Annotated in this window: 16 protein-coding genes and 1 pseudogene; 6 read left to right on the top strand and 11 right to left on the bottom strand. The window is 70.2% G+C overall.

Annotated elements, in window-relative coordinates:
- Positions 1–329: 329 nt before the first annotated feature.
- A pseudogene (locus CES90_RS51965) lies at positions 330–527 on the top strand (hypothetical protein); the annotation flags it as partial.
- A 168-nt stretch (positions 528–695) separates the two neighbouring features.
- Here CES90_RS51965 and CES90_RS16140 read toward each other — a convergent pair.
- From CES90_RS16140 to CES90_RS16100, 9 genes are all read right to left on the bottom strand, one after another.
- Complete coding sequence (locus tag CES90_RS16140; protein ID WP_189783295.1) at positions 696–1,103, bottom strand: gas vesicle protein K; 408 nt, start codon at positions 1,101–1,103, stop codon at positions 696–698.
- Complete coding sequence (locus tag CES90_RS16135; protein ID WP_189783414.1) at positions 1,084–1,374, bottom strand: gas vesicle protein; 291 nt, start codon at positions 1,372–1,374, stop codon at positions 1,084–1,086. Before CES90_RS16135 ends, CES90_RS16140 begins: the two co-directional genes overlap by 20 nt.
- Positions 1,375–1,376: 2 nt before the next feature.
- Entirely contained in the window at positions 1,377–1,835 is a 459-nt protein-coding gene (locus tag CES90_RS16130) for a gas vesicle protein (RefSeq protein WP_189783294.1), read from the bottom strand.
- Complete coding sequence (locus tag CES90_RS16125; protein WP_189783293.1) at positions 1,832–2,872, bottom strand: SRPBCC family protein; 1,041 nt, start codon at positions 2,870–2,872, stop codon at positions 1,832–1,834. The genes CES90_RS16130 and CES90_RS16125 overlap by 4 nt, the downstream gene beginning before the upstream one ends.
- Complete coding sequence (locus CES90_RS16120; RefSeq protein WP_229913841.1) at positions 2,865–3,350, bottom strand: hypothetical protein; 486 nt, start codon at positions 3,348–3,350, stop codon at positions 2,865–2,867. The genes CES90_RS16125 and CES90_RS16120 overlap by 8 nt, the downstream gene beginning before the upstream one ends.
- A gap of 70 nt (positions 3,351–3,420) precedes the next feature.
- A complete protein-coding gene (locus tag CES90_RS16115; RefSeq protein ID WP_229913840.1) occupies positions 3,421–3,672 on the bottom strand; it encodes a gas vesicle protein GvpG in 252 nt (83 codons plus the stop codon).
- Between the two features lie 29 nt (positions 3,673–3,701).
- Entirely contained in the window at positions 3,702–4,427 is a 726-nt protein-coding gene (locus tag CES90_RS16110) for a GvpL/GvpF family gas vesicle protein (protein ID WP_229913839.1), read from the bottom strand.
- 3 nt (positions 4,428–4,430) lie between these two features.
- Positions 4,431–4,898, bottom strand: coding sequence for a gas vesicle structural protein GvpA (locus CES90_RS16105; RefSeq protein WP_229913838.1), 468 nt, complete (start codon positions 4,896–4,898; stop codon positions 4,431–4,433).
- A gap of 41 nt (positions 4,899–4,939) precedes the next feature.
- Entirely contained in the window at positions 4,940–5,278 is a 339-nt protein-coding gene (locus tag CES90_RS16100; protein WP_229913837.1) for a gas vesicle protein GvpO, read from the bottom strand.
- Between the two features lie 185 nt (positions 5,279–5,463).
- On the opposite strand from CES90_RS16100, the gene CES90_RS16095 reads away from it, so the two are divergent.
- On the top strand, positions 5,464–6,159 hold the full coding sequence (locus tag CES90_RS16095; RefSeq protein WP_189783291.1) for an RNA polymerase sigma factor: 696 nt from the start codon (positions 5,464–5,466) through the stop codon (positions 6,157–6,159).
- A complete protein-coding gene (locus CES90_RS16090) occupies positions 6,156–7,313 on the top strand; it encodes a CU044_5270 family protein (RefSeq protein ID WP_189783290.1) in 1,158 nt (385 codons plus the stop codon). Before CES90_RS16095 ends, CES90_RS16090 begins: the two co-directional genes overlap by 4 nt.
- 46 nt (positions 7,314–7,359) lie before the next feature.
- On the opposite strand, the gene CES90_RS16085 is transcribed toward CES90_RS16090, so the two are convergent.
- Entirely contained in the window at positions 7,360–8,343 is a 984-nt protein-coding gene (locus CES90_RS16085; RefSeq protein ID WP_189783289.1) for a quinone oxidoreductase family protein, read from the bottom strand.
- A 96-nt stretch (positions 8,344–8,439) separates the two neighbouring features.
- Here CES90_RS16085 and CES90_RS16080 point away from each other — a divergent pair, with 96 nt between their 5' ends.
- Positions 8,440–8,781 carry an ArsR/SmtB family transcription factor gene (locus CES90_RS16080; RefSeq protein ID WP_189783288.1) on the top strand — a complete coding sequence of 114 codons (342 nt, stop codon included), beginning with the start codon at positions 8,440–8,442 and terminating at the stop codon, positions 8,779–8,781.
- A gap of 119 nt (positions 8,782–8,900) precedes the next feature.
- Here the strand turns inward: CES90_RS16080 and ppc are convergent, their stop codons facing one another.
- Positions 8,901–11,633, bottom strand: a complete 2,733-nt coding sequence (gene ppc, locus CES90_RS16075) for a phosphoenolpyruvate carboxylase (RefSeq protein ID WP_189782787.1) — start codon at positions 11,631–11,633, stop codon at positions 8,901–8,903.
- A 406-nt stretch (positions 11,634–12,039) separates the two neighbouring features.
- Between ppc and CES90_RS16070 the strand changes: the two genes are divergently transcribed.
- Positions 12,040–13,080, top strand: a complete 1,041-nt coding sequence (locus CES90_RS16070; RefSeq protein WP_189782788.1) for an acyl-CoA desaturase — start codon at positions 12,040–12,042, stop codon at positions 13,078–13,080.
- Positions 13,077–13,754: a TetR/AcrR family transcriptional regulator gene (locus CES90_RS16065; RefSeq protein ID WP_189782789.1), complete on the top strand. Its 678-nt coding sequence runs from the start codon at positions 13,077–13,079 to the stop codon at positions 13,752–13,754. Before CES90_RS16070 ends, CES90_RS16065 begins: the two co-directional genes overlap by 4 nt.
- The last annotated feature ends 178 nt before the right edge of the window (positions 13,755–13,932 follow it).

Genomic DNA, 13,932 nt, shown 5'->3' with positions numbered 1-13,932 from the left:
CGGGTGCGGGCCGCCCCGCGGATAGCCTCGCCGTCGTCCTGTCCCTCCTTTCGCCGTATGACATGGGCGTGGTCACCACGGGCATCGGAGCGGAGCGTCGGGTCGCTTCCTTCCATCAGACGATCGCTCAGCTGCGCGCAGCCGGCTTCGGGACGGTGGCCGGCATGGCACTGGCAGAGGCGGGCCGGCGGCGCGCCACCTCCACGCTCCCGCTCCTGCTCTCACCGGTACGTCTGGGGAACGCGGACACGGTCCTGGTCCTGAAGGGTGTCTGCGCCCGACGGGAGGATCAGATCGAAGAGGCCGCGCGGCACCTGGCACAGGCCGGTATGCGCCAGGAGGCGGACATCGTACGGGTCGCTGCTGTCGCTGTCGGCTCGGACGGTGGATGGGGACACGAAGCGTGGTTCGGCGACGCACCACGAGCCCGGCACGAGCGCCCTCGGACGGACACCGTGCTCACCACCCGGGTCCGCATCAACATCCCGGGTTCCCGACCCCAGCCGCCCATCGTGGTGCGCAAGCCGAAGCCGAACGGATAAGTGGTTGTCGGCGCTGCGTATCGTGCCGGCCGATGACGATCCGACAGCGGCGAGGACGGGGGCACGGGGCAGGGCGACGGCACCCGACACCGGGATGTCCGGCTTCGGCGGTACGTGACCGCCGCACGGTCCGGTGGGTGTCAGGGCTGGGTGTCAGGGCGGTAGCAGCGTGCCCAGGGGGCCGAGGTCGAGGTTGAGGTCCTCCAGGGTGAGGCCGTAGCGGTCGCACAGTTCGGTCATGCGGTCGTGGAGGACCATCAGGGTCATGCCGAGCCGCTCTTCCTGCTCCTCGGTCAGATCGCCCTGGTCGACCCGGTGCAGGGCCTGCCGCTCCATCAGCTGGCGCAACAACTCCACGATGGTGAGGACCAGCCGGACAAGATCCCGCTCCACCGTGTCGGGATCGGTGCGCAGACGACGCGCGGCGGCCTCGCCGCGGCCGGTGGGCGGCGGGGTGACGTCCTCCGGCCGGGCGGGCAGCAACGAGAACGCCCGGCTCGCGGCATCGGACACCTCGCGGAGCCGGTCGATGTGCGGACCGTCAGACGGGGGCGTCGCCACGGCCGACCTCACCCGGAGACGCCCGCTCGGGCAGGATCGGTGCCCACTGCTCCGCCATCTGCTCGCGGACGGAGACGATCACCGCGCGCAGCGAGATCCGCACCAGGTCGATGTCCGCGATGCTCAGGACGAGATCCCCGGTGAGTACGACACCACCGCTCAGCAGCCGGTCGAGCAGATCGATCAGCGCCACCTGCCGCCCGCTGATCGGGCGGTCGTAGTCGTCGATCGGGCGGTCGTGGTCGTCGTAGTCGTAGTCGTACGGGCTCATCGTCATCGGCTCTCGTCCTCGTCGGCCGCGGCCTTGCGCCGCTTGCGTTCGGGGCTACGGGGCCGACGGCGCTCGGTCGATTCGGGCGCGGACAGCTCCGCTCGGGAGGCCGAGCCCGCGACGCGGCTGCGGAGTTCCTTCACCTCGGCGCGCAGGCGCTCGTTCTGCTCTTCGAGGGAGCGGCGGCCGTCGGGGCGGGACGCGCGGGACGAGAGGGCGGGATCGTGCTCCCACCAGTCGATGCCGATCTCCTTGGCCTTGTCGACGGAAGCCACCAGGAGGCGCAGCTTGATCGTGAGGAGCTCGATGTCGAGCAGGTTGACCTTGATGTCGCCGACGATCACGATGCCCTTGTCGAGCACCCGTTCAAGGATGTCGGCGAGGTTCGCGCTCGATCCCTGACCGCCGTACGGAGTGAAGGCTCGCGACGGCGTCGGAACGGGGGCGTCGGACTGGCTCACGGTTCGTCCTCTCCATCCTCTTCGTCCTCCTCCTCGTAGGGCTCGTCCTCCTCCTCGTTCTCGTCGTCGTACCGGTCCTCCGCCTCTTCCGCGTCCTCGGGCTCTTCCGCGTCCTCGGGCTCTTCCGCGTCCTCGGGCTCCTCCGCGTCCTCCGCCTCTTCCGCGTCCTCGGGCTCCTCCTTGTCGGCCTCGGCCTCCTCGTCGGACGCCTCCGGCTCGCTGACCTCTCCCTCGTGGATCTCCCCGCGCATCATGACGAACGTGCGGTAGAGCTTCAGGTCGAGGTGGGCGCGGCGGCCCTGGGCGCGCACCAGGCTCCCCGCCTTCTCGACCACGCCCCTGGGGAAGTACTCGAGGGCGAGCAGCACCTTGGTGAGGTTCTCGCCGAGCGGGTGGAAGGTGACGACGCCCTTGGTGGTGGCCTTGTCGCCCTCGGACGTCCAGGCGATGCGCTCGTCGGGTACCTGTTCGGTGATGTTCCCGCGCCAGTGCCGGCTCGCCTTGGCGATCTTGACGTGCCACTGGGTGGTGGTGTCGTCCTCCTGCTCGACGCCCTCCACACCCTTGGCGAACCGCTCGAAGTCCTGGAACCGCGTCCACTGGTCGTACGCCTCGCGCACCGGGACACCCACGTCGATGTCCTCGACGATGGTGAGCCCCCGGCCGGTGCCGCCCTCGGGTTCCTTGCCGTGCCTCTTGCTGGTGACGTCCTTCGCCTTCTCGGTGACGTCCCTGGCCTTGCCCGTGACGCCCTTCGTCGCCTTCTCCGTGACGCCCTTCGCCTTGTCCATCAGCGCGTCCTTGGCGTGGGACGCGGTCGACGTCAGTCCCGCCGCGCGGGCCTCGCTCAACTTGCGCGCACTCTCGCCCAGCCCGTGGCCCACACCCTGCAACATCAGCGCCAGCCGGGCCTCGATGTAGTCCTCCAGCTCCTCCTTCAGCCGGACCGTGGCGGGGTTGTGCCGTGTCTCCTCAAGCACCTTGCTGAGGGTGCCGGTACCGGCCGAGCCGCCTCTCGCCGCCTTGCCCTCAGCCATCGTCCTGCCCCTGCCTCCTCGACCGTGTGGAGCTGTCGCTCTTCGAGCGGCTCCCGGCGGCGGTTTTCTTCCTCGGGCTCCTCTGACGGGATTCCTTCTCGTCTTCCCGCTCCGGCTCCCGTTCCTCCTCTCGCTCTGCCTCCCCTTCCTGCTCTGCCTCTTCCTCCCGCTCTGCCTCTCCCTCCCCCTGCGCCCGCTCCCGCAGCTCCGCGGCGCGGTCGTGCAGGGTCCCGGCCAGGCTGTCGACCTTGGCCGTCAGTACGGAGCTCGCCGCCGCCTTGCTCGCGTCTGTCAGCTCGGTGCGCACCTGGTGGGTGACGTTGCTGAGGAACTGTGAGTCGAGCGCTTTGCCGAGCTGTCCGGGCCTGACCTTGGATCCGGCCAGCAGCGCGCCCACGCCGAGGGCGAGCTTGGCCTTCTTCGTCCGCCCCAGCAGATAACCGCCCAGGACGGCCGCGCCGATCGTGGCGTTGTTCATGATCCTGTCTTCTTTCCATGCCCACGTTTCCGCGTCCACGTTTCCGTGCCCACGCGCGTCACGGACCGGGTTACCCGCCCTGCTGGAGCCGGTAGGCGCTGATCTCCTGCAGCCGGTGCAGCAACTCCTCCTCGCGCCGCGCGAAATCCGCCTCGTCGATGCGTCCCTCGGTCCGCGCCGTCTCCAGGTTCACCAGCTCCTCCTGAACGGGGGCGGGGTCGTAGTACTTGTCCTCGGCCGCCTGCCGCACCTTGTCGACCACCCACCCGACGCCCCGCACGGGAGCCAACGGGAACGTCAGAATGGTCCCGACCAGTCCCACAACCGCCTCCTCACGCCGTCCGGTGACGGTCATACGAAGCTGTACGGCGGCAGCGGGCCGCGCAGCCGGAGCTCGACGCCCTCTCCCAGGCGCGCGGCCAGTTCGCCGCCGGCGCGGGTGAACTCCTCGGACCGTTCGTCCTCCACCAGGAAGGAGACGCTCACGAAGTACTGCTGGGACGGCGGGGACACCTTCTCGGCCAGCGCGAACGGCCGCAGCGCGGTGAGGACCTCCTCGGCCAGCGCCGACTGCCGGGTCTGCACCTCGCCGGCCACGAGCTCGCCGAGAGCCAGGCGGTCCTCGTACGAGCCGCCGCCCTCACGGATCGACTCGTTCAGCTCCCGGGCCCGCTCGGAGTCCGCCAGGACGGCACGCAACAGGGTGTCCTCGTCATGTACGCCCTTGATGTTGAACTCCGCGCAGCCCGTGAGCTCGTCGAGGCGCTGGGAGAACGCCTCGGCCCGCTCCTCCAGCAGGGCGCGCACGGTGTCCTCGTCCGGGGCGACGAACCCGAAGCTCAACGGCAGAATGGCGCCGTCGGCCCACAGCTGTTCCTGGACCTCGTGATGCGCCTCCAGATCGCGGCGGGCGACCGAGAGGTCCTCGGGGCTCTCGCTGATGACGGCCCTCAGGCCGCCGTTGCTGACCGTGTGCAGTTCGGCGGGCTCCTCCCCGACGCCCGTGACGTCTTCCAGGTCCAGCGGATGATCCGCCTTGGTGATCGCGTAGACGTACACCGACATCGGCTCACTCACCCCTCACGCCTCACGGTCCGCACGGTCCTTCGAGGAACGGCGGCTCGTGCCGCGCTCGGCGCGCACATGCTGCTTCTCGCGCCCGGACTCGCGGTCCTCGTCCTCCCCGCGTCCCTTCTGGAGCGACTCGGTGACGGCCTGGACCGCGCCCGTGAGCGCCCCCTTGCTCTTGCCCCGGGAGCCCGCCTCGGTGACGTCCCCGACGATGTCCGTCAGCTTGGAGGGGGCCTTGCGTCCCGATTCCAGGTCCAGCCGGTTGCACGCCTCCGCGAAGCGCAGATACGTGTCGACACTGGCCACGACCACACGGGCGTCGACCTTCAGTATCTCGATGCCGACCAGGGAAACCCGTGCGAACGCGTCGATGACCAGGCCCCGGTCGAGGACGAGTTCCAGCACGTCGTAGAGGTTCCCCGAGCCACCACCCGGACGGGCGACGGGGCCGCCCTCGCCCTGCGGCACCACAGTCACGATCTCTTCCCTTCCGGTGTCGGAAGGCCGTACGGCCGTACTCAGCGGCTGCTGCCCCTGTCGACCTGTGCGCGCGTGTACCGGCGTCCGCGCTCGTACGCCAGCAGCTTGCCCGCCGGATCCAGGACGACCTGGTAGCTGGCCATCACGCTGCTCGTCTGCGGGATGCGCTCCAGTTCCTCGACCTCGACGTTGGCCTCCCAGCCCTCTTCGGTCGGTTTCAGCGCGGAAACAGACTCGGGAGCGCGTCCCAGCAGCTCGGTGAGCTGCTCGATCGCGCTCCGCATGGCCTCGGGTGCGGAAACCCGGTCCTCGGCGGCCGCCTTCTGCCTCGACGAGGAACGGTGCTTCTCCGACTCACGACCATTCGTGGCTATCACCTTCTAGCTCTCTGTCCATCTTCGACCTCCCCGACCACACCTGCCACTCCTGGCCGTGGGCGGGCGACGAAGGTATGAGGTGTGGGCGCCACTGCGCCCTGCTTTCAGGGGCGCGGGGAACTGCGCGACCCCGTGATGTGACTCATGCCACAGAGACGATGGGCGTCGAGCGGACAGGGGAAGGCGTGGAACTTTCTTTACGCGCCCGGCTGCGGGCCGGCGATCCGCAGGCGTTCGCCCAGCTCTTCCGTGCGCACGCGAGGGCGGTGTACAGCCATGCCGCACGGCTGACGGCGGACCCGAGCGCGGCGGAGGACGTGGTGTCGCTGACCTTCCTGGAGGCGTGGCGGCTGCGCGAGAAGCTGCTGCCGGACGCCGAGCTGACCGGCATCGACGACGGCGACGGCAGCCTGCGCCCATGGCTGTTCGGCATCGCCACCAACGTGCTTCGCAACACCCGGCGCACCGCCCGGCGGCACAGCGCCGCCCTCGCCCGGCTGCCGGAGCGCCGGGCGGACCGCGAGACCGTGCCGGACTTCGCCGACGAGCTCGTCGGCCGCATGGAGGACTCCGAACGGCTCGCCGCCGCCCGCGTCGCCCTCACCAAACTCCGAAGACGGGAGCGCGAGGTCTTCGCGCTGTGCGTCTGGTCGGGGCTGAGCTACGCGGCCGCCGCCGAAGCCCTGGAGGTACCCGTCAGCACCGTACGGTCGCGCCTCGCCCGCGCCCGGCAGCGGCTGCGCGGCCTCGCGGAGGCGGAACTCGTACGGCAGTCGGCGGCGCGGCGAACAGGAACGAGACCCCTCCCGGGCAGCGGACAGGAACCAGATGGCCGCACCGAAGCGGCCCGGTCGGCACAGGCACAGGAGAGACACCGATGAACCCCGAGGAACGCGCGGAACTGGCCCGGCTGCTGCCGAGCCCGGGTGATCCGGTCCTGCCGAGCGACCGCCTGCTCCAGCTGGAGGACCACCTGATGCGAGAGATCACCGGCGAGGAAGCCCTGCGGACGGACTTCGTGGTGGAGGCCCCGCAGGCCGAGCCGGCCGGGGGCGCCACCGAGGACGTCCCGTCGTACGACGCGGCGGTGGAGATACGGCGGCCGTCGTCCGCGTCCGTCCGTCGCCCGCGGCGCCGTGGCTTCGGCCGGCCCGGAGGCCCGCGGCGTCGGACGGCGCTGATCGCGGTGCCGTTCGGCGCGGCCGCCGCTGTGGCCTCCGTGCTGGTGATGGTGGCCGTGAGCGGCCCGGACCACCCGGCCACCGACGCGGACGCCGTACGCCTGCTGGACCGCATCGCCGACGCCGCGACGGCGACGGCGGCCACCACGCCGCCCGTGCGCGACGACCAGTACATCTACACCGAGGTCCGGGGCACGATGGTCGCCCCGGTGGTGGAGGATTGGATGGAGAACCCGGAGGCCGCCGGGAAGGACTCCAAGGAGGCCGAGAGCAAGGGCACCACGGAGGCCGCCGGGAAGGAGTACCCGTACCGGCGGAGCGACTGGGTCGCCGTCGACGGCAAGCGAAACGGCCTCGCCAGGACCACCTGGCTGGACGGGCAGTACTTCCCCAAGGGGATGAAGGAAGAGGACATCAAGAAGGCCCTCGCGAACCCCACCGAGGACATGACGCTCTCAGCCGACCCGAACGGCTTCAACTACCGCGAGCTGCAGAAGATGCCCACCGACCCCGACAAGCTGTACGAGCTGGTGTGGGCCAAATCGGAGGGGCAGGGGCCGACGCATGAGTGGGCCGCGCTGGAGTACCTGGCCACGATGCTCGACACCGCGCAACTGCTGCCCGAACTCAACAGAGCCATCGTCCGTGCCGCCGCCAAGGTCCCCGGCGTGACCGTCGTCCAGAACGCGAAGGACGCCGTCGGCCGAGAAGGCATCGGCCTGTCCTTCGGCCAGGGCGAGGAGCGCGACGTCTGGGTCTTCGACAAGAAGAGCCTGAAGTACCTCGGCTCGGACAGGCAGGCCCTGCTGGAGGTGGGGGTCGTCGACAAGAAGGGGGAGGAGCCGGGCGACTGACCTCCGGTGCGAGGCGTACGGCGGCCCCTTACGCTTCGCGGCGCCCTTACCCCTCGTCGCCGCCCACCCGCAGCAACAGCTTGCCCGTGCTCTTGCGCGCCCCCATCAACCGGTGGGCCTCCGCCGCCTCCGCCAGCGCGAACTCCGCCGTCACGGGAAGCGATACGACCCCGTCGACGACCGTGGCGAACGCCCGCTCGGCGAGGGCGCGCAGCTCGGCGGGGGCCGTCTTGGCCAGCGCCAGGACGGAGAACCCGGAGACGGTCAGCCCGAGGGGGTAGAGCTCGGGCTGACCGACGGTCCACGGCTCGGCCCCGCTCGCGTTGCCGAAGGAGACGAGGCGGCCGAAGGGGGCGAGGGAGGCGAGGCCGGCGCGGAGGGTGTCGCCGCCGACCGGGTCGAGGACGAGGTCGACGCCACGGCCGCCGGTGGCTTCCCGCACCTCCTGCGTGAACCCGCCGACGAAGACCTCGTCGTACCCGTGGCCGAGCGCGTGCTTCGCCTTGGCCGCGTCCGACACGACCCCGTACACCGCCCCGGCCCCCGCCGCCTTCGCCAACTGCCCCGCCACGGTGCCGATCCCCCCGGCCGCGCCCTGTACGAGGACACGGTCGCCGGGTTGGATCCGGCCGACCGAGTGCACGAGCGCGTACGCCGTCGGCAGCACGGTGGGGAGCGTGGCGCCGGTACGGAGGCCGACGCCCTCGGGCAGCGGGAACACGGTCACCGCGTCGGCCACGACGACCTCCGCGTACGCCCCGGCGTCCGTCAGCGCGGTCACCTCCTGCCCGACCGCCAGTCCCTCCAGCCCCTCGCCGAGCGCGCGCACCCGCCCGGAGACCTCAAGCCCGGGCCGGTAGGGCAGCGCAGCCACCCGGTAGCCGTCGGAGCGGGCCTTGAGATCGGCGAAGTTCACTCCCGCGTACGCCACATCGACACTCACCTGCCCCGGCCCGGGCTCGGGGACCTCGGCCTCGACCACCTTCAGAACCTCGGGACCGCCGTACTCCTGGAACTCGATCGCGCGCATGCAGGACTCCCCGCTCGACTGTTCAATGAAAAGCGAACACTCCGGACTGTATGGTTTTCATCGAACACTAGGCAAGCCCCACCGGAGGAGCCGGTCATGACCCAGCGCGGGACCAGTCGCGGCACGAGCCATCGGGTCGCCCCCGAGCACACCCACCCCGACGACGTCACCGTCGCGACCGCCCTCGCCGCCCTCGCCGACCCCGTACGTATCGCCCTGGTGCGGGAGTTGGCGGGTTCCCCGGTCTGGACCCGCAGTTGCGGCAGCTTCGACGTACCCGTCGGCAAGGCGGCCCTCAGCCACCACTTCTCCGTACTGCGCGCCGCCGGCCTCGTCGAGCAACGCGACGAGGGTCCGAAACGCGTCAACCGCCTCAGGCGCGAGGAATTCGACACCCGCTTCCCGGGCTTGCTCGCCCTCGTCCTGCGCGAGGACTGAACGTCCTGCGTGAGGACTGAACGTCCTGCGTGAGGGCTGAACGTCCTGCGTGAGGGCTGAACGTCCTGCGTGAGGCCCCACGGTCGTACGACCGTGGGGGCACCGCTTTCTGTGAGGGGTCAGCCGGTGTTGCGGAGGCCTGCGGCGACGCCGTTGACCGTGAGGAGGAGGGCTCGGGCGAGGAGTGGGTCGGGGGTGTCGCCGGCGGCCGCGGCGTCGCGCTGGCGCTTGAGGAGGGTGACCTGGAGGTAGGAGATGGGGTCGAGGTAGGCGTCGCGGATGGAGAAGGTCTGCTGGAGGACGGGGTTGGCGTCGAGCAGCTTGTCCTCGCCGGTGATGCGCAGGACCTCGCGGACGGTCAGCTCGTGTTCGGCCTTGATGGTGTCGAAGACGTGCTTGAGCTCGTCGGGGACGAGGGTGTCGACGTAGTGCCCGGCGATCCTGAGGTCGGTCTTGGCGAGTGTCATCTCGACGTTGGAGAGGAAGTTGCGGAAGAAGTGCCACTGTTCGTGCATCTCGTCGAGCACGGTGTCGAGGGCGGCTTCGCGCAGGGCCTTCAGGCCGGAGCCGACGCCGAACCAGCCGGGCACGATCTGCCGTGACTGCGTCCAGCCGAAGACCCATGGGATGGCGCGCAGGCCGTCGAGTCCGGCGCCGGAGTCGGGGCGGCGTGAGGGCCGGGAGCCGAGGTGCAGGTCGGCGAGCTGGTCGACGGGGGTGGAGGCGAAGAAGTAGGCGGGGAGGTCGGGGTCTTCGACGAGGCGGCGGTAGGCGGCCTCGGCGGCGTTGGACACCACGTCCATGGCGGCGTCCCAGCGGGCGAGCGCCTCGACGGACTGGCGGGGAGCGGTGTGCAGGGCGGAGGCCTGCAACGTCGCCGCCACGGTCAGTTCCAGGTTCTCCCTGGCCAGCGAGGGCACGAGGTACTTGTCGGAGATGACCTCGCCCTGCTCGGTGACCTTGATCTCGCCCTCCAGGGTGCCCCAGGGCTGCGCGAGGATCGCATCGTGGGACGGCCCGCCGCCCCGGCCGACGGTGCCGCCGCGGCCGTGGAACAAGCGCAGCCGCACCCCGTAGCGGTGCGCCACGTCACGCAGGCGGCGCTGGGCGCGGTGGATCTCCCACTGACTCGTCGTGATGCCGCCGAACTTGGAGGAGTCGGAGTAGCCGAGCATGACCTCCTGGACGTCGCCGCGCAGGGCGACGAGCCGGCGGTACGACGGGTCGGCGAGCATCTCCTCCAGGATCGTGTCGGCGGCCTTGAGCTCGTCCGTGGTCTCCAGCAGCGGGACGATGCCGATCTTGGCCCAGCCGGCGTGCAGGTCGATGAGGCCTGCCTCGCGTGCCAGAACGGTGGCGGCGAAGACGTCGTCGGCGCCCTGGCACATGGAGATGATGTACGACTCGATGACTTCGGGTCCGAAGACGGCGAGGGCCTTCTTGACGGTCTCGAAGACGCCGAGGGTCTTGGCGCCGGCGGCGTCGAGCGGGGCGGGGGTGGGGGCGAGGGGCCTGCGGGACCTGAGTTCCTTGGCGAGGAGCTTGTGGCGGTACTCACGGGGCATGTCCTCGTAGCGCCAGGATTCCTCGCCGAGGCGGTCGAAGAGCTGGCCGAGGGTGTGGTGGTGGGCGTCGGCGTGTTCGCGGACGTCCATGGTGGCGAGTTGGAGACCGAAGGCGGCGAGGGTGCGGATGGTGCGGTTCATGCGGCCGTCAGCGAAGAGGCCGCCGCGGTGTTCGCGCAGGGAGGTCTGGATGAGGGTGAGGTCGCGGAGGAGCTCGGACGTGCCCAGATAGTCCCGGCCCGGCTCGTGCGGGGTGCCCTTGGCAAGGCGCTGCTTGGTGTTCTCCAGCTTCTGGCGGATGCAGGTGGCCTTGAGGCGGTAGGGCTCCTCGGCGTTGAGGCGCTTGTAGCGGGGGCTGATCTCGGGGAGGGTCTCCAGGTCGGTCTGGAGGGAGGTCAGCAGTTCCTCGGTGGCACCCGTGTAGCGGATCGAGTTCGACAGGAAGCCGCGGAGTTCGTCGATCAGTTCGAGGGCGTCGTTGATGCCGTGTTCGTGCTGGAGGATGAGGACGTCCCAGGTCACCTGGGGGGTGACGTTGGGGTTGCCGTCGCGGTCGCCGCCGATCCAGGTGCCGAAGGTGAGGGGGCGGGTGGCGTCGGGGAGGGTCACGCCGACGCGTTCGAGTTCGGCCGTGAGGTCTTCGAGGACGTCGCCGACGGCGTTGGCGTGCAGTTCGTCGAGGTAGTAGATGGCGTTGCGGGCCTCGTCGGCGGGTTCCGGGCGTACGACGCGGAGTTCGTCCGTCTGCCAGACGAGGTCGATGTTCTCGGCCAGTCGGATGTCGTAGCGGCGGCGGTCGGATTCGATGACGGGGGTTTCGAGGAGCGCGGCGATGCGCCGGAGCTTGTTGAGTACCGACCGGCGTGCGGCTTCGGTGGGGTGGGCGGTGAAGACCGGGCGGACGTTGAGGTTCTTGACGGTCTCGCGCAGGTGTTCGGGGTCGGCGTCCTTGAGGCGGTCGGCCGTACGGGCGAGGAGGCCGCCCTCGGCGGCGCGGCGGGCGCGGAGCTCGCGGCCGCGGTGGACCTGTTCGGTGACGTTGGCCAGGTGGAAGTAGGTGGAGAAGGCCCGTACGAGCTTGGCGGCGGTCTCCAGTTCGGTGCCGCGCAGCAGTTCGGCGGCGGCCTCGCCGTCCTCGCGGGTCAGGCGGCGGACGCGCTCGACCAGCTCCAGGAGTTCGGGGCCCTCTTGGCGTACGAGGGTCTCGCCCAGCAGGTCGCCCAGGCGTCGGATGTCGGCACGTAGCTCGCTGCTGACCGTTGTGCTCTGGTCGTCGGCACTGCTCACAGGTGCGGCTCCTTGCAGTGTTGAAGCTCGTCTGGGAGGGGAACCCGGGTGGGGCACGGGTGGGTGCCCGGCGGTTCGGCCGCTTGGTGGGCTTGGCATCCGGGCAGGATTCAGAGCGGACCGCGCTGTCCGACCGAGTCCAAGGATAGGTGGCCGGTGGCACGCACAGGCCGCTAGGTGTCCACTTGGCGGCACGGAGTGCCAGGTGGGCCGCTCGGTGCGGCCCGGTCGGCTCGGGTGACTCGGCCGGACGGGGGTCGGCTCTCTTGCCGCCGGGCATCGCGCTGACATACTTACGATGCCGTAGGTTACGGAACCGTAGGGAATGCCGTCAGGTACGTCCCGCACCCTGTCGCCGTAGGCACTTCCCCCCTCTCTCCACCCTCGAACCCACAGGGGACGCCCCATGACCCCAAGTTCCGATGTGATCGACGACGTCCCGAAGCCGACGAAGCCGACCGATTCCCCTGGCTCCGAAGCGGCCGGCGCCCCCACCGTCTCGGCGACGCTGGGCGGCGAGCAGAAGCGTTCCGTCGAGCAGCTCGCGCTGCTCCTGTTCATCACCGTCCCGTTCCTGGCGCTGCTCGCGGCGGTACCGCTGGCCTGGGGCTGGGGGGTGAGCTGGCTGGATCTCGGCCTGCTCGTGTTCTTCTACTACCTGGGCTGCCACGGCATCACGATCGGCTTCCACCGGCACTTCACCCATGGTTCGTTCAAGGCGAAGCGTCCGCTGAAGATCGCGCTGGCGATCGCCGGGTCGATGGCCGTCGAGGGCCCGCTGGTCCGCTGGGTGGCCGACCATCGCAAGCATCACAAGTTCTCCGACGCGGAGGGCGACCCGCACTCCCCGTGGCGGTTCGGCGAGACCCTCCCGGCCCTGATGAAGGGCCTGTGGTGGGCGCATATCGGCTGGATGTTCGACGAGGAGCAGACCCCGCAGGACAAGTACGCGCCGGACCTGATCAAGGATCCGACGCTGCGGACGATCTCCCGCCAGTTCATCTTCTGGACGGCGCTCTCGCTCGCGCTGCCTCCCCTGATCGGCGGTCTGGTGACGATGTCCTGGTGGGGCGCGTTCACGGCGTTCTTCTGGGGCTCGCTCGTCCGGGTGGCGCTGCTGCACCACGTCACCTGGTCGATCAACTCGATCTGCCACGCGGTCGGCAAGCGCCCCTTCAAGTCCCGCGACCGCTCGGGCAACGTGTGGTGGCTGGCGGTGCTGTCGTGCGGCGAGTCATGGCACAACCTCCACCACGCCGACCCCACGTCCGCGCGGCACGGCGTCGAACGCGGCCAGCTGGACTCCTCCGCCCGGCTCATCCGCTGGTTCGAGCAGCTCGGTTGGGCGTACGACGTGCGCTGGCCGTCACGCTCACGTATCGATTCCCGGCGGAACACGGATGAGGTCGCCTCCCGGCACCGGAAGGCACCCGCCGAGGCGGCATGATTGACGCCGTGGCGACCGACTCCAGCAGTACCCCGAGCAACGAGAAGCCGCGGCGTACCCGCCGCACCCGGATGACGGGCGCCGAGCGCCGCGCACAACTGCTGGAGATCGGTCGCACCCTCTTCGCCGCGAAGGGCTTCGAGGCCACGTCCGTGGAGGAGATCGCCGCCAAGGCCGGGGTCTCCAAGCCGGTGGTGTACGAGCACTTCGGCGGCAAGGAGGGCCTGTACGCGGTGGTCGTGGACCGCGAGATGCGCCGTCTGCTGGACATGGTGACCAGCTCCCTGACGGCGGGCCACCCCCGCGAACTGTGCGAACAGGCGGCCTTCGCCCTCCTCGACTACATCGAGGAGTACACGGACGGTTTCCGCATCCTGGTCCGCGACTCCCCCATCCCCCAGTCGACGGGTTCCTTCGCCTCCCTCATCTCCGACATCGCCACCCAGGTGGAGGACATCCTGGGCCGCGAGTTCAAGAGCCGGGGCTTCGACCCCAAGCTCGCGCCGCTGTACGCCCAGGCCCTCGTCGGCATGGTCGCCCTCACCGGCCAGTGGTGGCTCGACGTCCGCCGCCCGAAGAAGGCGGAGGTGGCGGCGCACCTGGTGAATTTGGCGTGGCATGGGTTGGACGGCCTGGAGCAGAAGCCGCGCTTGATCGGCCACCGGAAGAGTTAGGGCGCATGGGGTGCGTTGTCGGCTGCGGGTGAGTGGGGGCTTGTCGCGCCCCGCGGCGGAGCCGCATATCGATACGGCCCCGCGCCCCTAAAAGACAAAAGCACGGGGCGCAGCCCCGGCTTTCAGGGGCGCGGGGAACTGCGCGAGCAACCCACCACAACCCGCAGCCCCCAACGCA

Origin of the sequence: Streptomyces capitiformicae (assembly GCF_002214185.1) — a bacterium.
GTDB classification, from domain to species: Bacteria; Actinomycetota; Actinomycetes; order Streptomycetales; family Streptomycetaceae; genus Streptomyces; species Streptomyces capitiformicae.
This window is presented reverse-complemented; position numbering and strand designations above follow the sequence as displayed.

What these genes read in the sequence shown, in the direction of transcription:
- CES90_RS16135 (WP_189783414.1), bottom strand. Translation starts at nt 1,374, where the DNA reads ATGAGCCCGTACGACTACGACTACGACGACCACGACCGCCCGATCGAC.
- CES90_RS16125 (WP_189783293.1), bottom strand. Translation starts at nt 2,872, where the DNA reads ATGGCTGAGGGCAAGGCGGCGAGAGGCGGCTCGGCCGGTACCGGCACC.
- CES90_RS16120 (WP_229913841.1), bottom strand. Translation starts at nt 3,350, where the DNA reads ATGAACAACGCCACGATCGGCGCGGCCGTCCTGGGCGGTTATCTGCTG.
- CES90_RS16090 (WP_189783290.1), top strand. Translation starts at nt 6,156, where the DNA reads ATGAACCCCGAGGAACGCGCGGAACTGGCCCGGCTGCTGCCGAGCCCG.
- CES90_RS16085 (WP_189783289.1), bottom strand. Translation starts at nt 8,343, where the DNA reads ATGCGCGCGATCGAGTTCCAGGAGTACGGCGGTCCCGAGGTTCTGAAG.
- CES90_RS16080 (WP_189783288.1), top strand. Translation starts at nt 8,440, where the DNA reads ATGACCCAGCGCGGGACCAGTCGCGGCACGAGCCATCGGGTCGCCCCC.
- CES90_RS16070 (WP_189782788.1), top strand. Translation starts at nt 12,040, where the DNA reads ATGACCCCAAGTTCCGATGTGATCGACGACGTCCCGAAGCCGACGAAG.
- CES90_RS16065 (WP_189782789.1), top strand. Translation starts at nt 13,077, where the DNA reads ATGATTGACGCCGTGGCGACCGACTCCAGCAGTACCCCGAGCAACGAG.